The sequence below is a fragment of the Paraburkholderia caffeinilytica genome (assembly GCF_046030355.1).
GTDB classification, from domain to species: Bacteria; Pseudomonadota; Gammaproteobacteria; order Burkholderiales; family Burkholderiaceae; genus Paraburkholderia; species Paraburkholderia caffeinilytica_B.
On the sequence record NZ_JAQQCQ010000039.1, the window covers coordinates 24843 to 43850 of the forward strand.

The 19008-nt window shown below is 62.7% G+C and carries 15 protein-coding genes; 8 read left to right on the forward strand and 7 right to left on the reverse strand.

Translation table 11 applies throughout. The features are described from left to right. Positions 1 to 107 precede the first annotated feature (107 nt). Together PQQ95_RS35020 and PQQ95_RS35025 are read right to left on the reverse strand one after the other, a co-directional pair. A complete protein-coding gene (locus tag PQQ95_RS35020) occupies positions 108 to 581 on the reverse strand; it encodes a DNA-deoxyinosine glycosylase (protein WP_408446543.1) in 474 nt (157 codons plus the stop codon). After that, on the reverse strand, positions 581 to 1333 hold the full coding sequence (locus PQQ95_RS35025) for a chorismate--pyruvate lyase family protein (RefSeq protein WP_408446546.1): 753 nt from the start codon (positions 1331 to 1333) through the stop codon (positions 581 to 583). Before PQQ95_RS35025 ends, PQQ95_RS35020 begins: the two co-directional genes overlap by 1 nt. Before the next feature lie 245 nt (positions 1334 to 1578). Between PQQ95_RS35025 and PQQ95_RS35030 the strand changes: the two genes are divergently transcribed. Continuing rightward, a complete protein-coding gene (locus tag PQQ95_RS35030; RefSeq protein ID WP_408446549.1) occupies positions 1579 to 2085 on the forward strand; it encodes an OmpA family protein in 507 nt (168 codons plus the stop codon). 84 nt (positions 2086 to 2169) lie between these two features. Here the strand turns inward: PQQ95_RS35030 and PQQ95_RS35035 are convergent, their stop codons facing one another. Both PQQ95_RS35035 and PQQ95_RS35040 read right to left on the reverse strand, forming a co-directional pair. Further along, a complete protein-coding gene (locus PQQ95_RS35035; RefSeq protein ID WP_408446552.1) occupies positions 2170 to 4014 on the reverse strand; it encodes a tetratricopeptide repeat protein in 1845 nt (614 codons plus the stop codon). 2 nt (positions 4015 to 4016) lie between these two features. Further along, positions 4017 to 5912 (reverse strand): tetratricopeptide repeat protein, encoded by a 1896-nt coding sequence (locus PQQ95_RS35040; protein WP_408446555.1) that lies wholly within the window; start codon positions 5910 to 5912, stop codon positions 4017 to 4019. Between the two features lie 271 nt (positions 5913 to 6183). Between PQQ95_RS35040 and PQQ95_RS35045 the strand changes: the two genes are divergently transcribed. After that, the gene (locus tag PQQ95_RS35045; protein ID WP_408446558.1) at positions 6184 to 6453 is read left to right on the forward strand and encodes a hypothetical protein; all 270 of its coding nucleotides are present in this window, start codon (positions 6184 to 6186) and stop codon (positions 6451 to 6453) included. Between the two features lie 158 nt (positions 6454 to 6611). Here PQQ95_RS35045 and htpG read toward each other — a convergent pair whose 3' ends face one another. Together htpG and PQQ95_RS35055 are read right to left on the reverse strand one after the other, a co-directional pair. Further along, entirely contained in the window at positions 6612 to 8510 is a 1899-nt protein-coding gene (gene htpG / locus PQQ95_RS35050) for a molecular chaperone HtpG (RefSeq protein WP_408446559.1), read from the reverse strand. Positions 8511 to 8686: 176 nt separating this feature from the next. After that, positions 8687 to 10141, reverse strand: a complete 1455-nt coding sequence (locus PQQ95_RS35055) for an aminotransferase-like domain-containing protein (RefSeq protein WP_408446562.1) — start codon at positions 10139 to 10141, stop codon at positions 8687 to 8689. A gap of 279 nt (positions 10142 to 10420) precedes the next feature. On the opposite strand from PQQ95_RS35055, the gene PQQ95_RS35060 reads away from it, so the two are divergent. The 6 genes from PQQ95_RS35060 (at position 10421) to PQQ95_RS35085 (ending at position 18253) form a co-directional block, all read left to right on the forward strand. Then, entirely contained in the window at positions 10421 to 11110 is a 690-nt protein-coding gene (locus tag PQQ95_RS35060) for a VOC family protein (protein ID WP_408446565.1), read from the forward strand. Between the two features lie 75 nt (positions 11111 to 11185). Further along, positions 11186 to 12382 (forward strand): aminotransferase-like domain-containing protein, encoded by a 1197-nt coding sequence (locus PQQ95_RS35065; RefSeq protein ID WP_408446567.1) that lies wholly within the window; start codon positions 11186 to 11188, stop codon positions 12380 to 12382. Between the two features lie 56 nt (positions 12383 to 12438). Further along, on the forward strand, positions 12439 to 12903 hold the full coding sequence (locus tag PQQ95_RS35070) for a RidA family protein (protein ID WP_408446570.1): 465 nt from the start codon (positions 12439 to 12441) through the stop codon (positions 12901 to 12903). Between the two features lie 179 nt (positions 12904 to 13082). Continuing rightward, positions 13083 to 13994, forward strand: a complete 912-nt coding sequence (locus PQQ95_RS35075; protein WP_408446572.1) for a PhzF family phenazine biosynthesis protein — start codon at positions 13083 to 13085, stop codon at positions 13992 to 13994. A gap of 469 nt (positions 13995 to 14463) precedes the next feature. Beyond that, a complete protein-coding gene (locus PQQ95_RS35080; RefSeq protein ID WP_408446574.1) occupies positions 14464 to 16830 on the forward strand; it encodes a bifunctional diguanylate cyclase/phosphodiesterase in 2367 nt (788 codons plus the stop codon). Positions 16831 to 17044: 214 nt separating this feature from the next. Continuing rightward, positions 17045 to 18253 (forward strand): chromate transporter, encoded by a 1209-nt coding sequence (locus tag PQQ95_RS35085; protein ID WP_408446577.1) that lies wholly within the window; start codon positions 17045 to 17047, stop codon positions 18251 to 18253. A 7-nt stretch (positions 18254 to 18260) separates the two neighbouring features. Here PQQ95_RS35085 and PQQ95_RS35090 read toward each other — a convergent pair whose 3' ends face one another. Beyond that, complete coding sequence (locus PQQ95_RS35090; RefSeq protein WP_169486642.1) at positions 18261 to 18719, reverse strand: CopD family protein; 459 nt, start codon at positions 18717 to 18719, stop codon at positions 18261 to 18263. Between the last annotated feature and the right edge of the window lie 289 nt (positions 18720 to 19008).

Sequence of the window (19008 nt, forward strand, 5' to 3'; positions counted from 1 at the left end):
AAGTTCAGCGCATCCCATGCGTGAGACGGCGCCGCGTGGCGCATTGCTGGCGGACCCTCTACGGTGCGTTGTCTGATCTGATAAAACCTGCCTGGAAAGGAAAGATCTCACGCGAGAATCTCGCGCCAGACAATGAGCTTCTGCTCGAACGACAACATTGCATTCGCCGGACTCGACGACGGCAGCACGAGCGTCGCATACCCCGCCGCGCCGATCACCGGCGCAAAGCGGCCCGCCGTCTTGCCGTTGAAGCAGACTTTGGCAAGCTTCGAGGCATGGGCTCGCAGCGAAGCAAAATCGTTGGGGCTGGCGTTGCGGATCGCGGCGTCGAGACTGCCTTCGCGCTCGCACGCGGCGAGCACGTCCCATACGCCGATACCATGCGAAAGCAAACGCCGTAACCGTTCTTCATAGGCGAGTTCGGGAAGCGGTTCGTCGAGCACCGTGCCGAGCAAACGCCAGAACTGATTGCGCGGATGCGCGTAATACTGCGTCGCCGCGAGCGACGCCTCGCCGGGAAAGCTGCCGAGAATCAGCGTGTGCGTATCCGCCGCGACGACGGGAGGAAAGCCGCGCAACATCAGCGTTTGTCCTTCTGATCCGAAGCCGGCGCGTGCCCGGATTCACGTGCATCCCGTTCAGCAAGGTGTCCAGGTTCCGCACGCGGCGCACCGTGGGCGCGCGACGCCGTATGGTCGAGCGGCCGGCCATGTTCCCGCACATGAGTCCGCGGCGGCACGTGGGCGGACGCTGAATGCGCGAACGGCGTGCGCGCCGAAGACGACAGATGCGCCCACAGCGCCGGCAACATGCACTCAGTGACCATCAAAGGCGCACCGTGCCGCTCGAACACCGAGCGGCGCGCAACCAGCGCGTGCGGCGGCATGCCGTCGATTTCACGCGCCGCCAACCGGTACAACGGATGACGTGCCGTCAGCCTGCGGCTCACCAGCGACGATCGCGCGACGCTGCTATCGCTGTACAGCAACTCGGCGAGCGGCCGCGTGCGCAAACGGCGCGTGGCCTGCCATACGCCGACGCTCGCGGCCAGCGGCGCGACGCTATGCGCTGCCACAAACGGCACACCGTCGACCGACAACACCACCTCCCGAACCCACACCGGCGCGCGCGGCACGAGGCCGAGCGCTGCGTGCTCGTCGGCCCACGGCAGCGCGACGGCTTCGCGCGTCACGCGCACCGCTACTACGCCGAGCGTGCGCAGATGCGCGGTCAGCGAGCCGCCACGGGTCAACCAGTCTTTCTGGGCGGCGCTAAAGCCAGGTAGGGGCGCGACGCGCCAGTGGGCGTCGGCGGCATCGAAACGGATAGACATGGTGTCGGATTATAACGGCGCAGCTGTCAGAGGATCGCGGAGCCCTCACCTGCTATCCCGTCGGGAATGTCGGTGGATGGATATGCCGGGCGGAATCGCCTCAATCAGCGTATCGATTTCAGACAGTTCCGATTCTCCTCGTCCGGCCACGCGCGATACAACCTTCGTGCTTTAACAAGTCGACGGCCCGCTCGCGATCAAAGGGCGTGCCATGTGATCGGATACTGTGAAGGAGATAAAGAAACATGAAAACGTTCCTGGGCGCCACCGTATGCGCAATGTCTGTCGTGCTGGTGGCAGGCTGCACAGCACCGCTGAACCGCGATAAAGAGACCTCGTTGAACAAGGCAGTCGGCATCGAAGTCGCGCCGGTCGCTAACGGTGTCTCCGTCAAGCTGCCCGAAGCCGCGCTGTTCGAGTTCGGCAAATCCGAAGTGCGCGGCGATGCTGCGGCCGTCATCGATCGTTCGGCCATTTTGCTCAAGCGCAGCAAGAAGCCAGTATTGGTCGAGGGGTACACCGACAATGTCGGCACGCTCGACTACAACCAGCAGCTTTCCGAAACGCGCGCCACTGCGGTAGGTTATGCGCTCGTAGCGCGCGGCGTGGCGCTGGAGCGGATCCGGACGAAGGGCTACGCGTATAACAACCCCGTCGCCAGCAACGACACGGCCGAAGGGCGCGCGCTGAACCGACGCACCGAGATCGTGGTGCGCGGTGAAACGATGGATACGCTGATGGGTAAGCAGTAAAGAATCGGCGCTGACTATTACCGCAACTACTGGCGCAACTACCGCCGCAACTATCGCCGCAATTTCAGGCGACAAATCGGGCGCTCATGCGCCCGATTTCAGCGCCACGTAGTCGCGCAGCGCGATCCGCACGTCTTCAAGCACAGTGTCCCATCGACCCAACTCCCGTTGCCTGAACAAGCGCGCCGACGGATACCACGGACTGTCGTCGCGATCGGCCATCCAGCGCCAATCCGTGCAGGTGGGCAACAGAATCCAGACGGGGCGCCCTGCGGCACCGGCCAGATGCGCGACCGAGGTGTCGACGGTAATCACCAGATCGAGCGTTTGAACAATGTCCAGGGTATCGGAAAAATCGTGGATCTCCGGGCCCAGCATCTGGATGTCGATGTTCGCCGGCAATGCCATGGCCTCATCTTGTGCTTGCCCCATTTGCAGCGAGATCCACTTCACTGTAGGTTGCTCGAGGATAGGCAGCAAGTGGCTTAACGCAACCGAACGATAACGGTCGAGCCCGTAGCCCGGATTGCCTGCCCACACGAGCCCCACGCGTTTCTTTCGCAATGGAGACAGATGCGCGCCGGCGCTATCGGAAGCGTCGATCCGCCGTTGCCAGTGACACATGCCCTCCGGCTTCGCCGCCAGATAGGGCATCGCGACAGGAAGCATCGACAACTCGAGCTTCATATGCTCCGGCATCCTGAGCATTCGACACCAGAAATCGTACGGTTCGGGCGGCAACTGAGTCCATACGGCATGGACGCCGCTTGCGCGTCGCGCCAGTTCGGCCAGCGGAGCGTCGACCCACACGTCGACCCGGGCACCCTGCCGATTCAGCCACGCAGCCAGCCGGAGGAACTGGATCTGATCGCCAAGCCCCTGCTCGCCAATGAGCAGAAACCTGCGGCCTGCCACTGGCTCGCCTTGCCATTCAGGAAACCTGGGGCGAACCAGATCGTGGTTTTCCGGCAGGGCTTCATGCCAGCGATATTGTTTCCAGCCTTGTCCGAAGTCGCCGAAACGCAGCTGTGCAGCCGCCAGATTGAATTGAATGTGCGCGTTACCGGGCAAGAGCCTGGCCGCCTCAGCGGCGTGCAGCCGCATCCGGGAGAAATCGCCCAGCATGTTGCACACATACGACGCATTGTGATGCAGCCCGGCGCTTCGCGGGTCGATAACGAGCGCCTCGGCAATGACGTTGGCGGCGTCGTGGAAACGATGCGCGCTGTTCAGTGCAAAGGCCACTTGCTCAAGCGCGGCGGCATCCGCGGAAAAGCGCGCACGCAGTTGAGCCAGCACCGCGTCGATCTGCGCGTCGCGATCGGCTTTCCATAAGGCTGCGATCAGTTCGAGCCCATCCTGCAAGCGGGACGGTTCCAGCGCCCACGCACGCACCCAGTATTCCGCGGCGTCCGCGAACTGCTCGCATTCGGTGCTGATTCGGGCCAGGGCGCGCACGGCGTGCGTCAAGCCCGGATCGAGTTCGAGGGCTTTTTCATAGTGCATTCGCGCTTCAGCCAGGCGGCCGGAGCGCTTCAGACAATCGGCAAGGTTTCGATGCAGGCTGGCGGTCCCGCCGCTCAGATCGAGCGCGCGATGGTAGAACGCTTCGGCTGCCACGCGCTCGTCCTGGAGCGCCGCAAGCAATCCGCGATGCTCCCAGATGTCGGCACGGTCGGGCGCCACCGTCAGCGCGGCCTCCATGTACTGCCGCGACCGTTCAACCTGGTCCTCGCGAAAACAGGCGAGGCCCATGCGGTGAAGAGCATGCCCGTGCCAAGGTTGTTGTTCGAGTGCCCGTTCGTAGTCGAGCATCGCTTCATGCGTTCGACCCGCAGCGAAGTGTTCGTCGGCTTTTGCGATCAGGGTGTTGATCGTTTCCTCGTCACGGAGAAGATCCGACGGCCGGGTCAGGTTGCGTATCGGCATTTTTAGAGTCCGCTTCCGTCTGATAGCGTCTGTCTTCTGTCCAGACCCGGCTCGCGGGAAAGCAGCATTGCCTGCAATCGCTCAGTCACCCGCTCGACCACCGGCGCCCAATCGCCCGGTTGCGGCTGGCGGAACAGATCAACCGAGTCGTACCACGGTTGAGCCTCTTCATTGCCCCAGGCCCAATGCGACACGTGATCGAGCATCGCCAGCACCGGACGTCCCAGCGCACCGCCGAGATGCAAAGGCGCGCTGTCGATGGTGACCATTGCGTCGAGCGCGGTCACATGCGCGGCCACGTCGTCGAAACCGGCTTGGTAGAGCGCAGTCAGATCGTGAATGCGATACCCCTGCGCGCTCAACGCCGCCACGTCGGCGTGACGGCCCGGCGTCAGCGGATGAAACACCACATTCGGTAGCGCAAGCACCGGCGCCAGCGCCGCAAGCGGAATCGACCGCTTCGCGTCGCGACGATGCGTCGGGCTGCCCGACCAGACGAGGCCGACATGCAATCGCGCCGCCTCACCCGGTGCGCGGATCCGCTCGCGCCATGCCGCCACGCGGCTGGCATCGGCAGACAGATAGGCTGCGCCACGCACCTGGTCAGGCTGCAAGTCAAGCACCGACGGGATGCTCATGATCGGCAGTCCAAAGTGCGGTTTGCCGAGCGGTCCATCTTCGACGGACACGCAATCCGCATAAAAGCGTGCAAACAGCGGCTGTAACGGCCGGCGCACGGCGAGCACCAGCCTGCCGCCCTCGTCGCGTACGCGCGCTGCCAGTTCGGGCACAAAGCGCACCATCTGGATATCGTCGCCGTTGCCCTGTTCGCTGTGCACGATCAAGGTCTTGCCAGCCAACGGCTGACCCTGCCAGCGCGGACACAGCCGCTCCATCACCGTTACGACATTGTTCGATTCGCGATCGTTACGCGCCAGACGCGCCGCGAAGTGCGGCCACGCGCGCGACCAGTCGCCGCGCCGCAACTCCAGATCGGCCAGGTCGAGCGCCGCCTGCGGCGCGGACGGGTCGAGCGCGAGCGCGGCATGCAGTGCCGCTTCGCTGTCGGCAAAACGCGCCTGCTCGGCGAGATACATGCCGATCGCGGCCAGCACGTGGGCATTGCCGGGTGCTGCGGCGTCGACAGCGCGCATGGTTGCTTCCGCAGCGGCGGCGTCGTTGCACTGCCATTGCGCATGGCTCAGTTGCCAGGCGATTTCTGCATCGGCGGGATCGCGCGCCAGAATCTCGCGACAAACGCGTTCGACGGTGGGCCAATCGCGGATCGCCCGGAAAGCCAGCACAAGTTGCAACGGCAACGCGGGATGGATCGCCGGATCGAGCGCATAGGCCCGCAACAGCGCCGCGCGACGCTCGGCTCGCGCGCTCGCCTCCGGCAACGCGGCAAGCGCGATCGCCAGCCACCAGGGGGCGCGGGCATCCTGTTGCGCATGCGGCTCATAAGCACGCAACATGTGCGCCGCAGCGGAATGCGCGCCGCAGCGATCGATCAACCAGACGATCCATTCGACCGTCACAGCCGACGGTTGAGCGATTACCGCCAATTCGCTGTTGCGCTGCGCGGCGTCAGCGCGGCCTAGCGCGTCGGCGAACAGTGCGACCCGGGCGTGACGCGCGCCGTTCGCTGTCGCCTGCGTCTGCGTCTGCGTCTGCGTCTGCATCTGCGCTGTTATCAGATCTTGCGCTTGCGATGCACTGTGATACGCCGCTTCGAAACGCCCCGCACCCGCGCACAGGTCCGCATGCAATTGCGGCGTGACGCCCTCTGCAACGAGTTCGAGGGCTCGCCGCTCAGCGGCGTCGAAACCTTGCTCGCGCAAGATCGACCACAGAACAAACACGGGATCGGCAGGTTTCATCAAGACGGAATCGGACATGGGAATTCGGAGAGTTATCGCAACGCGTGAATGCACAATCGCAGAAATAAGATTCGGTGCATAAACGACTTAAAGATTGCAAATAATCCTTTATGCATCTGACTTTTTGATCCGCCAGCATAAGACAAAAGCACGCCTTTTCATCTCACAAATCAATCTCAATTTACTGTTGTTGAGTATATTTTGTTAGTTACCCATAATTATTTTCCGGCTGATTTTTTGCAGGCCGAAAGCATCGACCGGATTAACAGCAAACACCAAGGAGTAAGGCTTGAATACGACGAACTCAAAAGAAACGTCCGACCGCATTGCCCATCTGGCTGCGGTCGTTTTGCGGCGCCCGGGCGCCTTGCATCAGGAAAAGGAACTTGCCGGTTCTGCGCTCGCGCAGCATCACACGTCTAAACAGACCAGCACGGCAATCGGCAGTCTCGCAGCGAAAGTGCTGGGTGATCACCTCGCCTGCCTGGAAGCAAAGGAACTCGCCGGCTCCGTGCTCTCGCAAGTGCGGCGTTTGCATGGCCAGACGCCCGTGTCCTAAGACCTCGCCGTTGCCCACCTGAGTACCGGCGCAAAACCTGCGCCGGTCGAACGCACAAACGGGCAACGAATAAAAAAAAATGCGCTGCCAAGGCAGCGCATCTCTTAACCACAAGCGTCAAAACGACGCCAATCCAGACTCAGTTCAAACTGGCGAACTCAACCTGCACGCGCCAACAACAACGCGTTGGTGCGTTTCACGAAGCTAGCCGGATCTTCCAGCGCGCCACCTTCAGCGAGCAGCGCCTGATCGAACAACAGATGGCACCAGTCGTCGAAATTCGCGCTGTCCGCATGCAAGCCCTTCACCAGCGCATGCTCCGGATTCACTTCAAGAATCGGGTGGAACGACGGCGCATCCTGACCCGCAGCCTTCAGCATACGCTGCAGGTAGCCACTCATTTCACCGTCGTCGGCCACGAGGCAAGACGGCGAATCGGTCAGGCGGAACGTCAAACGCACGTCCTTGGCCTTGTCCTTCAGCGCTTCTTTCATCTTGTCGACGAGCGGCTTGAATTCCTCGCCGACCTTTTCCTGCGCCTGCTTTTCTTCGTCGTTCAACGCACCCAGATCGAGATCGCCGCGCGCGACGCTTTGCAGCGGCTTGCCGTCGAATTCGTTCAGGAACGACAGCATCCATTCATCGACGCGATCGGTCAGCAACAGCACTTCCACGCCCTTCTTGCGGAATACTTCGAGATGCGGGCTGTGGGTCGCGGCCTGCCAGGTATCGGCGGTCACGTAATAGATTTTGGTTTGCTCGGGCTTCATCCGCGCGACGTAGTCGGCGAGCGAAACCGTTTGCTCCGGCGATTCCGTATGCGTCGACGCGAAACGCACCAGCTTGGCAATCCGCTCGCGATTGGCGAAGTCTTCGCCAATGCCTTCCTTCAGCACCTGACCGAATTCCTTCCAGAAGCCGGCGTACTTTTCCTTATCGGCATCGTTCTCCGAATTCGCCAATTCTTCGAGCATGGACAGCGAACGCTTGGTCACGCCTTCGCGAATCGCCTTCACGTCGCGGCTTTCCTGCAGGATTTCGCGCGACACGTTCAACGGCAGATCAGCCGAATCGACCACGCCCTTCACGAACCGCAGATAGGCCGGCAGCAGTTGCTCAGCGTCGTCCATAATGAACACACGCTTCACGTACAGCTTCAGGCCACCGCGATGATCGCGGTTGAACATGTCGAACGGCGCATGCGTCGGCACATACAGCAGTTGCGTGTATTCGCTGCGGCCTTCGACGCGATTATGCGTCCACGTCAGCGGATCCTGATGATCGTGCGAGAGGTGCTGGTAGAACTGCTTGTACTGGTCTTCGGTGATGTCGTTCTTCGAACGGGTCCACAGCGCGCTCGCCTGGTTGACGGTCTCGTCCTCGTCCTTCGTGACCATCTCGCTCTTTTCGGCGTCCCACTCTTCCTTCGCCATCAGGATGGGCAGCGCGACGTGGTCCGAATACTTCTGGATGATCGACTTCAGACGATGCGACGACAGCAACTCATCTTCATCGGCACGCAGATGCAGCGTGATAGTCGTGCCGCGCGCGGCGCGTTCGATCTGCTCCACCGCGAAATCGCCCTCGCCCGCGCTTTCCCAGCGCACGCCTTCCGAGGCCGGCAAGCCGGCGCGGCGCGTTTCGACCGTGATCTTGTCCGCGACAATGAAGCCCGAATAGAAGCCCACGCCGAACTGACCAATCAGCGCAGCATCTTTCTGCTGATCGCCGGAGAGCTTGCCGAAGAATTCCTTGGTGCCCGAGCGCGCGATCGTGCCGAGATTGGCGATTGCTTCGTCACGGCTCATGCCGATGCCGTTGTCGTCGAGCGTGATGGTGCGCGCGGCCTTGTCGTACGACACGCGAATCCGCAGAGTCGAATCGTTTTCGTACAACGCGCTGTTTTCGATCGCTTCGAAGCGCAGCTTGTCGGCGGCGTCGGACGCGTTCGAGATCAGCTCGCGCAGAAAGATTTCCTTGTTGCTGTACAGCGAATGGATCATCAGGTGCAGAAGTTGTTTAACTTCTGCCTGAAAGCTCATGGTTTCTTGTGCCATGGTCGGACTTCCTCTCTGTTACGAATGGGGTTCAAATCAGGCATGGCGCCGGGCTACGCTGCGGACCCCTCTGGCCGCGGCCGGCGCTTTTTTGTGCGCCAGCGGGCTGGATCATCGGGCTGCAGGAAGCCGTGTCGCCGGATTGTCCGCCTAATTGGGGGCAAGCCGGCGCGGTTTCAAGAGGCGCGCCGCGCGACGCCGTCCAAATAGCGGCACAGGAATGTCGCCAGTTCCGGATCACCGCAGTTGGCGATATTGAAGCGCATCCACGTGGTCGGCGATTGCAGCGGAGAAAACAGACTCCCCGGCGTCAACAGAAAGCCTTCTTCGTGACCGGCGGCCGCGAGCGCGCTCGCATCGACGCCGGTGTCGGCCCACAGGAACATGCCTGCCGAGGGCGTCAGAAACAGTTTCATGCCGGTTTTCTCCAGCATCCGCACCGATTTTTCGCGCACGCCATCGAGCCGCGCCCGGACTCGCTCGACGTGCCGGCGGTAATGACCTTCAGTGAGAATCTTGTAGAGCACGCGCTCGTTCAGTTCGGGGCTCGTCATGCCAACCAGCATTTTCTGATCGGCGACGGCCGTGGCCACCTCCGGTGCGCAGGCGATAAAACCCACCCGCAGATTGGGCGCGAGCGTCTTTGAAAAGCTGCCGAGGTAAATCACGCGCTTCAACTGGTCGAGGCTTGCGAGCCGCGTGCCGGGATAGCTCGGCGGGCACAGATCGCCGTAAATATCATCTTCGACGACGATGAAGTCGTACGCCTCGGCAAGCCGCAGAATGCGGAACGCCTGCGCGGCCGTGAGCGACGTGCCGGTGGGATTCTGCAACACCGAATTGATCACCAGCATTTTCGGCCGCCAGGTCTGCACGAGCGACTCGAGCGCGTCGAGGTCCGGCCCATCCGGCGTGTACGGCATGCCAACCAGCCGCGCGCCCTGCGACGCAAAACGCCCGAACATCTGAAACCAGGCCGGATCGCCGACGATCACCGCGTCGCCCGGCTTCACGTATATCCGCGAAATCAGGTCGATTGCCTGAGTAACGCCGGAGACCATCACGATCTGATCCGGCGAAGCGCCGATTTCCAGTTCCTCCAACCGCGTCTGCAACTGCTGGCGCAACGGCAAAAAGCCCTGCGGCGTGCCAATGCCGAGCATCTGCGCGCCGCTTTGCCGACCGAGCGTGCGCAGCGCGTTGGTGATCAGATCGCCGTCCAGCCAACGGCCCGGCAAGTAGCCGAGACCCGGGCTGCGCTCGGGACGCGCGCCCGTATGCAGCATATTGCGCAGCAGCCAGACGACATCGATCGTGGCCGGCGCGGGGAGTGCTGCGGCGATCGTGCGGATTTCAGCCGTCGGCGCGCCGCCCAATCGTTCACGCACGTAAAAGCCGGAACCGCGCCGCGACTCCAGGTAACCCTGCGCCACCAGCCGTTCATACGCCTCGACCACGGTAAAGCGCGACACGCCCTTGTCCAGCGCCAGCTTGCGGATCGACGGCATGCGCATGCCGGGACGGAATACGCGCTCCTCGATACGGCGGCGCGCCCACTGGACGAGCTGTTCGACCAGCGTCAGCGACGTCGTATCGTGCGGGGTAGGAATCTGGGCAAGCGGGACGGACATGGCGGGCTCCAACTGTACCGAACGGTATCGAATCGATTGTACCGTTACTGTGCCGGTCTGCACCGCTACATTTAAGACTGTATTTAAGATAAGCAACGGATGGTAAGACGGTTCGAATGGCCTTCCCCGCGCGCGAGCGACGCCGGGCCAGACCTGCCCAAACGCCATCCGTCTGGCCCGCCGACCCGGCGAACGGTTATGCTTACGACCCCGGCAACGCTGCTGCCGCACCCGGCGCGCGTTCCGGCTTACCGCAGAAACCGTTTTTCCCGATCCGCCATGACTGCCCATTTGCTCCGTCTCGATCACCTCGTGATTTCCGCCCGTACTCTCGATGAGGGCACGCAGTACGTCGCCGACACGCTCGGCGTCGCGCCGGCCGGCGGCGGTGCACATCCGCTGATGCGTACGCACAATCGCCTGCTGAATCTGTGGGGCGGTGTCTATCTGGAGGTGATCGCGGTCGACCCGCAAGCGGCAGAACCCGTGGATGGCGCCGCGCCCCGTGCCCGCCTGTTCGCGCTCGACGACCCTGCGACGCAAGCGCGGCTCGAAAAAGGGCCGTACTTGTCGCACTGGGTTGCCCGAGTCGACCGGCCAAAGCAGCTCGCGGTATGGCAAACGCAGTATCCGCAACGCATTGCCCCGATCGTGCCGATGACGCGCGGCGATTTCACGTGGAGTCTGACAGTGCCTGACGATGGCGCCTTCCCCGCGTGGCAAGGCGCCGGCGACGGCGTGCTGCCGTCGTTGATCCAGTGGGACACGCCGCGGCATCCGTCGGCGGCCCTGCCGGAAACGGAGATCGCACTGAAAGCTTTGAAAGCGGCACATCCCCAGGCCGACACGATCGCCGCGCAATTGCACTGGCTGGGCGCGGCGCACCTGATCGCGCTCGAGCCGACGGAAGGCGCAGCGGCGCTCGTCGCCGAGTTTGAAGCGCCCGACGGTCTACGGACCCTTAAATAAGCAGCGCGCGCGGGTCGCCGACTCGCGCGATAATCGAAGTTTTGACCTATTCCAGAGATACCAGCAGAGGAGACCATGGACCAAAGCGACTTGAAAGCCCCCACGTGGCAACTGTCCGAACGCGCACGCAAGCTCACGAGCTCCGCGATCCGTGAAATCCTGAAGGTCACGGAACGGCCCGAAGTCATTTCGTTCGCGGGCGGCCTGCCCTCGCCGGCAACCTTCCCGGCCGAGCGCATGCGCGAAGCATCCGACCGCATTCTGCGCGACGCGCCCGCCGCGGCGTTGCAATACAGCGCGACCGAAGGCTATCTGCCGCTGCGCGAATGGATCGCGCAACGCTATTCGGTGAACGGCGCGCAAATTCGCCCTTCGCAGGTATTGATCACGACCGGTTCGCAGCAAGCCCTCGACCTGCTCGGCAAAGTGCTGGTGTGCCCAGAAAGCCCCGTGCTGGTCGAAACGCCGACTTACCTCGGCGCGCTGCAATCGTTCTCGATGTACGAACCGCGCTACGTGCAGGTGCCGACCGACGAGCAAGGCCTGATTCCCGAAGCGCTCACCCCCGAGCTGACGGCCGGCGCACGTCTCCTGTACGCGCAACCGAATTTCCAGAATCCAACGGGCCGCCGCCTGCCGGTCGAGCGCCGCCGCGCCCTGGCCGCGTTTGCGAAGACCGCACCGTTCCCGGTGATCGAAGACGATCCCTACGGTGCGCTCGACTACGCCGGTGAGCCGCTGCCCACCATGCTCTCGATGGCGCCCGATCACATCGTGCATCTCGGCTCGTTCTCGAAAGTGCTGGCGCCGGGTCTGCGCGTCGGCTACATCATTGCGCCCGAAGAGTTGATCTTCAAGCTCGTGCAAGCCAAGCAAGCCACCGATCTGCACACGCCGAGCTTCACGCAACGCATCGTGTACGAAGTGATCAAGGACGGCTTCCTCGACACGCACGTGCCGACCATTCGCGAACTGTATCGGGATCAATGCGCGGCGATGCTCGCCTCGCTCGAACGCTACATGCCTGAAGGCGTTAGCTGGAATCGTCCGGAAGGCGGCATGTTCGTGTGGGTGAATCTGCCCGCGCAGATCGACAGCATGAAGCTGCTCGAAGAAGCCGTCGCGCAGAATGTCGCGTTTGTGCCGGGCGGTCCGTTCTTCGCGAACGAAGCCCAGCACAACACGCTGCGCCTGTCGTTCGTCACCGTGCCGCCCGCCAGGATCGACGAAGGCGTGTCGCGTCTCGCGGCACTGATCCGCGCGAAGGTCTAAGCCGTCCCGACCGCCCCGCGCCACCGAATTCCACCACTACTGATCAAGGACACACCATGGCTCAAACAAATGTGTACGACAAGCTTAAGGAACTGGGCATCGAACTGCCGAGCGCAGGCGCGCCGGCAGCCGCTTATGTGATGAGCGCGCAAAGCGGCAACACGGTGTACCTGTCGGGTCACATCGCGAAGAAAGACGGCAAGGTGTGGGCCGGCAAGCTCGGCGCCACGCTCACCACCGAAGAAGGCAAGGCCGCCGCGCGCGCCATCGCGATCGACCTGCTCGCCACGCTGCATACGCATGTGGGCGACCTGAACCGCGTCACGCGCATCGTCAAGCTAATGAGCCTCGTCAACTCGACGCTCGAGTTCACCGAGCAGCATGTGGTGACCAACGGTGCGTCCGAACTGATCGCGGACGTGTTCGGCGAGCGCGGCAAACATGCGCGCTCGGCGTTCGGCGTGGCGCAGATTCCGTTCGGCGCATGCGTCGAGATCGAGATGATCGCCGAAGTCGAATAACAAGCGCCAACCGGTTCGGCCGCGGGTTCGCCCGGTCGGCCGTCCTGGCGCACAGAACGCGTCGCAAGGTGTCTGTCACCTGCGGCGCGTTTTGCATGGCGGCAAGGTAGATCGTTCCTTTGTCACCAGGTAGAATCCGCGAACCCGATCAATCTGCCGGATTCGCCGGACTGCACCCAATGACCGCTCACACCGTTCGTTTCAAACAAGTCGACGTGTTCACGTCGGTGCCGTTCAAAGGCAATCCGCTTGCAGTCGTGTTCGATGCCGATGCACTTGATGCGGATCAGATGCAAGCCATCGCGCACTGGACCAATCTCTCCGAAACAACCTTCCTGCTGAAGCCGACCGATCCGGCCGCCGACTATCGCGTGCGTATCTTCACGACGCATGGCGAATTGCCGTTCGCCGGCCATCCGACACTCGGCACCGCGCATGCGCTGCTCGAAAGCGGCTACCGGCCGAAACAGGCCGGCAAGCTGATGCAGCAATGCGGCGTGGGGCTCGTCGAATTGAAGGCGCTGCAGGCTCCGGTTGAATCGACCGGCGAAGCGCACGACACATGGGCATTCGCCGCACCGCCCGCGCGAATTACAGCGCTTCCCCAAGATCGGTACGCGGCACTGACTACGGCTTTGCGTAGCGACGCGATCGACTTCAGCGCACCGCCCTGCGCGGTCGACAATGGTGCGCCGTGGCTCGTGGTGCGCGTCAATTCAGCACGCGACTGCCTCGCGCTCGAACCCGATGCCGCTGCGCTTGCCGATATCGTGCATGCCATGGACACCCACGGTCTCGCCGTCTACGGCCCGCACGACGCGGACGGTCCGGCCACCTTCGAGGTGCGCTGTCTGATGGCGGGCGGCCGCTTCGGCGTCGGCGAAGATCCGGTGACCGGCAGCGCGAACGCCGCGCTCGCAGGCCTGCTGAGCGCCCAGCAGTTGCGCCCCGGCTCCCACTACACGGCACGCCAGGGCACCGTGCTGGGCCGCGCCGGCAACGTTTCGGTGCACTACGACGACGCAGCCGGCAAAACGTGGATCGGTGGGCCGTCGGTGACGGTTGTCGACGGCACGTTCAGGTTGCCGTGAGCGGCGCCGCGCCCGCTTGCAGGTTAGCGCGCGCCCGTTTGCCGCTGAACACCGACCGTGTTTCGTCAATTCCGGCCACGCTTACAAACAAAATGCCATATCGTTTGCGCGACTAATGCGCGCTGCATGACGAGAGGCTTGGCACACCTGAATTCCAGATTCCGATGAAATATTCGAAAACACGTGCCAGGCCGACGCTCCAAGGCTGGCTACGCCGGCAGCGAATTCAGCCGGCTGGGGCGGCCTGTCGCGCCCGCGTATACCCGATGCGAGGACCCTTCCTTAATCCAGTGGCATTAAGTAATATCGAAACCTATCCGATGACCTGCGGATGGTCAGGCACGACACCACGCTCCCTTCCCCTGCGCAGCAGTACCGGCACCTTGGTCACCATGCAGCCAATCATGAAATTAGCGCAGTCAATGCTCGCGCAGTTGCAACTGGCCGGCATCAGGGAACGGCCCGCCCGATGAGCCAGTTCCGCTTCTCCGACCAGCGCGAAGTCAAACCCCGCCGCGATCCCGTCGTGTCGCGCCGCCGCGCCTTGCTCGCCATTCCGGCGCTCGGCGTGCTGGTGCTGATCCTGCTTTGGACCGTGATTTTTGCGCGCCTGTCGGTTGAAAAGGAAGCCACGAATCGTGAGGCCATGGCCTCTGCCGCAATTCTCTCCGCGGCGCTGGAGCAGCATACGGTCAAGGCGATCCATCAGGTCGATCAGATCACCCGCTTCGTCAAATACGAATTCGAAAAGACGCCGAATCATTTCGATCTCGCCAGCACGGTGGAAAAAGGCGTGGTGCAAAGCGAGACGCTGGTGCAGGTGTCGCTGATCGACGAGCACGGCACGCTGATCGCCAACACGGCCGAACTCAATCCCAAACACATCGATCTGTCGGACCGCGAACACTTCAAGGTCCACGAACACGAAAACGACGACCAGTTGTATATCAGCAAGCCCGTGCTCGGCCGCGTATCCGGCCACTGGACCTTGCAGATGACGCGGCGCCTGAATCATCCCGACGGTTCGTTCGCGGGCGTCGTGGTGGTCTCCGAAGATCCGAGCTATTTCACCAGCGACTTCTACAACAACGCGGCCATCGGCCGTGAAGGCGTGATCGCGGTAATCTCGGACAACGGCACGGTGCTGGCGCGGCACACGGGCAGTGCCGAGAGCGCCAACGGCTCATTCTCGGCGAGCGGCTCGTATCCGACCTCGGAGCATGTGTCGGGCACGTATGTCGATTCGATCGACAACGTCACGCGCATCGTCTCGTACCGCCATATCGACGGCTATCCGCTCGGCGTGCTGGTGGGCCTGTCGCAAGCCGAAGAATTCGCCGACTACAACCACACGCGCAACGTCTACCTGCTGATGGCGGGTTTCATCTCGCTCGCCATGTTGAGCTTCTTCGCCGTGGCCACCGGTTTGATCGGCAAGCTGCTCGGGCGTGAGCGCGAGATGACGCATCTGGTCGAATACGATCTGCTGACCGGTCTGCGCAATCGCTATGCGACGCTGCAAACACTGCGGCACGACGTGACGCAGCCGTCCAATCTCGGGCGCCTCGCGATTCTCTTCATCGACCTCGACAACTTCAAGACCGTCAACGACACGTTAGGCCACAACGCCGGCGACATCGTCTTGCAAATGACGGCCTCGCGCCTCGCCGCCGCAGTCGGCGAGGGTGGCGCGTTGAGCCGCATCGGCGGCGACGAGTTCGTCGTGGTGATCAAGGGCGAGGACGTCGAGAAGCGCGCCGTCGCGCTCGCCGAAGCGGCCGCCGAAGCATTCGCCAGGCCTTTCGAAGTGCGCGGCAGTTCGTTCGTGCTGCACGCGAGCATCGGCATCGCACTCTACTCGGTCGCCAACGAGAGCGAGATCGACCTGCTGAAAAAAGCCGACCTCGCCATGTACAGCGCGAAAGACGCGGGCAAGAACTGCTACCAGTTTTATTCGCCGCAGCTGTCGCACCGCGCGGACCATTTGATGAAGTGGGAACAGCAACTGCGCGTGGCGCTCGCCGAAGGCCAGTTGTTCCTCGCCTATCAGCCGAAGATCGATCTGACACGCCGCTGCATCACCGGTTTCGAAGCACTGGTGCGCTGGAATCATCCGCAACACGGTTTGATTCCGGCCAACGAATTCATTCCGGTCGCCGAATCGACCGGCCTGATCGTACCGATCGGCGACTTCGTGATCGAGACCGCATGCCGCCAGTTGGCGTTGTGGCAGCAACAGGGCTACGACACGCTCTCGCTCGCGGTGAACATCTCCGCGGTGCAGTTCTGGCGCGGCGATCTGTACGAAACCATCTCGCACGCGATCGAAGAAAGCGGCATCTCCGCGCGGCGCCTCGAACTCGAAATCACCGAGACGGCGATGATGGAATATCCCGAGCTCGTGTCGGAGAAAATCTTCGCGTTGAAACGCCTCGGCGTGCGCATCGCACTCGACGACTTCGGCACGGGCTATTCGTCGCTTTCCTACCTGAACCGTTTCTCGGTCGACACGCTGAAGGTGGACCGTTCGTTCGTCCAGGCAATTCCCGGCGACCGCAGTGTCTGCGTAATGGTCACCGCGATCGTCAACCTGGCGCGCTCGCTCGGGCTCACGGTGGTGGTCGAAGGCACCGAGACCGAGGAGCAGATTGCGTGGCTCGCCGCGCTCGGTCATATCGAGGCGCAGGGTTTCCTGTTCTCGCGTCCGGTGCCGGTCGAAGCGATTCCGGCGCTGCTCGAACGTTTCGGTGTGTGCGGCATGAAGGGGCACCGCGCCGCGCATGAGGTCGACAGCACCCGCAGCGTGTCCAGTACGAGCACGAGCACTAATAGCTGATGCGATCCGGCGTGACGCACCTGTCACCCGCAGACGCGCCGCATGCAGCCTGAAGCGTATAGGTGACGCCCCCGCTTATCCCACCACAGCATCGCAAAACCGGCTACATTCACGCTGTACCGCGTCACCGCGCGATGCCGGCTACCGGCCGCGCCACCACACACAACGATGATCTCAGAGGACGGGCCGCTCGCGTGCAGAGGCCCGCGGCGCCATGCAGTCGATCACAAGCCAGAATGCCGCCAGACGAGGCAAACGGGAACCGCTATGGACGTTGTTCCGGGTCGTGTTCGGCCTGTCGGCGCTGTCGTGGGGTGGCCTCGCGCTGATGGCGCAACTTGAAAACCACTACGTGGAACGCGAGGGACGGCTCTCGCGCGTGGCCTTTTCCGATCTGATCGCGCTGGCCTGGATGGTGCCCGGACCGGTGGGCTGCAATGTCGCCGTGCAACTGGGACATGCGCTGCGCGGACGCGCCGGCGCCTGGGTGGCGGGCGTCGCGAGCGTGCTGCCCTTTTTCATGCTGATGACGCTGTTCGCGATCTTCTATCGCACGCCGCTCGTGCGCGCCGCCGCGTCCCAGACCTTGCTCAATCACTTCAGCGTCGTGCTGGCTACGCTGATCGCGATCACCTGGTACAAACAGACGCGCGCGCTGGTACGCGGCAAGCTCGAATGGATCGCGGCAGGCCTCGGTTGCGTGGCCCTCTTCTATGCGCGCAGTCCCGCGGCCTATGTGGTGATGCTCGGCGCGGCCTTCGGCACCGGCTGGCTGGTCAGCCCGGTTCGCCATTCTCGCATCGTCGTCTCGCTCGGCCGCGGCGACTGGCACATGCTGGCCGCCTTGGGCGTGTTGCTGGTGCTGTTTGCCCTGCCGTTGCCGCACCGCTATGAACTTGCGCTGCTATGGCCGCGACTGGCCGGCGCAGGCATGACCTTGTTCGGTGGCGGCTTCTCGGCGTTGCCGGTACTTAAAACACTGTTCGTCACGCCGGCGATCGGCGTATCGGACAACGACTTCACCTTGGCGTTTTCGCTATCCCCGTTGTCACCCGGACCGCTGTTGAATGTGGTGCCGTTCTTCGGCTATCTGGTGGATGGCTGGGCAGGCGCGCTGATTGCTACGCTCGCGCTTTTTGTGCCGTCGGGTTGCCTCGTGGTGCTAGCGCAGCGCCATCTGCATCAGTTGAAGGCCAATCCACGTTTCGAACACGGCATGCGGATCTTGCGAGCGGTCACCACCGCGTTTCTCGCGGTGGCCGTACTGCGCATTGCGGTGCACGTGCCGTTCAAACCCGTGTATCTGGTAACGGCGCTGTTCTCCGGCATGTGCTTCGCGAAACTCAAGGTGCCGGTGTATGTGGTGTACGGCACCGTAGCAGTGGTATGTGGGCTGTGGCTTGCCTACGGCGCCATGCAGTAGGCGGCCTTCAGAATCCGCGCGACAACACCGCCACACCGATCGTCACCACGCCCAGCACGATATTCACCAGCACCAGACGCCGGATCGTGCCGACCGCCTGCGCGCCATCGGGCCACTTCTGCGCCTGCACCGCACGGCGAATGCGCGGGAACACGGCGAAGCGAATGTGCCCGAAGATCAGCATCATCACGATGCCGAGGCCGGCCATGGCATGCAGCGGCCACGTGGCGTGCCCCCCGCCGAATTGCATGAGCAGGAAACCGCCCGTGAGGAGAATCACCAGCACGGCTGCAGCGACCCAGTTGAAGAAGCGGCCGAACACCGATTCCCACAAGGGCAAGCGAAGTTGCGGCGAAAGATCGGCAATAGCCGGGCGCAGACAGAAATGCGCGAACACCATCCCACCTACCCACACTGCGACCGCGAGCAGATGCAAAAAGAGTGCGAGTTCGATAGCCTTGTTCATTTTGTTTTCCTCTCCCGACGACGCCACGCCGCTTATGACGAATGATATTTGTAGCGGCTATTGAGCGCATTCGACCGCGCGCTATGCGTGCAGTTCCATGTGCTGGCAACGTCTTGACATTCTTTGTAGTTGTTATTGCAGCGCGCCCGATATCGCGACGATGCTGCACCCCGTTTTTTGCTGCACGCAGCGTGTGCTTCAAGGCGCGTGTTGTTGCTGTTTGCGCTTTAAAGCTCACGCCGCGTTCATGCCTGGCCCTACTCTACTTCTATCTACCCGCTACTGGCTA

Coding starts and splice junctions, on each gene's coding strand:
- PQQ95_RS35020 (WP_408446543.1), bottom strand. CDS start 581: ATGTTGCGCGGCTTTCCTCCCGTCGTCGCGGCGGATACGCACACGCTG.
- PQQ95_RS35025 (WP_408446546.1), bottom strand. CDS start 1,333: ATGTCTATCCGTTTCGATGCCGCCGACGCCCACTGGCGCGTCGCGCCC.
- PQQ95_RS35030 (WP_408446549.1), top strand. CDS start 1,579: ATGAAAACGTTCCTGGGCGCCACCGTATGCGCAATGTCTGTCGTGCTG.
- PQQ95_RS35035 (WP_408446552.1), bottom strand. CDS start 4,014: ATGCCGATACGCAACCTGACCCGGCCGTCGGATCTTCTCCGTGACGAG.
- PQQ95_RS35040 (WP_408446555.1), bottom strand. CDS start 5,912: ATGTCCGATTCCGTCTTGATGAAACCTGCCGATCCCGTGTTTGTTCTG.
- htpG (WP_408446559.1), bottom strand. CDS start 8,510: ATGGCACAAGAAACCATGAGCTTTCAGGCAGAAGTTAAACAACTTCTG.
- PQQ95_RS35055 (WP_408446562.1), bottom strand. CDS start 10,141: ATGTCCGTCCCGCTTGCCCAGATTCCTACCCCGCACGATACGACGTCG.
- PQQ95_RS35060 (WP_408446565.1), top strand. CDS start 10,421: ATGACTGCCCATTTGCTCCGTCTCGATCACCTCGTGATTTCCGCCCGT.
- PQQ95_RS35065 (WP_408446567.1), top strand. CDS start 11,186: ATGGACCAAAGCGACTTGAAAGCCCCCACGTGGCAACTGTCCGAACGC.
- PQQ95_RS35070 (WP_408446570.1), top strand. CDS start 12,439: ATGGCTCAAACAAATGTGTACGACAAGCTTAAGGAACTGGGCATCGAA.
- PQQ95_RS35075 (WP_408446572.1), top strand. CDS start 13,083: ATGACCGCTCACACCGTTCGTTTCAAACAAGTCGACGTGTTCACGTCG.
- PQQ95_RS35080 (WP_408446574.1), top strand. CDS start 14,464: ATGAGCCAGTTCCGCTTCTCCGACCAGCGCGAAGTCAAACCCCGCCGC.
- PQQ95_RS35085 (WP_408446577.1), top strand. CDS start 17,045: ATGCAGTCGATCACAAGCCAGAATGCCGCCAGACGAGGCAAACGGGAA.
- PQQ95_RS35090 (WP_169486642.1), bottom strand. CDS start 18,719: ATGAACAAGGCTATCGAACTCGCACTCTTTTTGCATCTGCTCGCGGTC.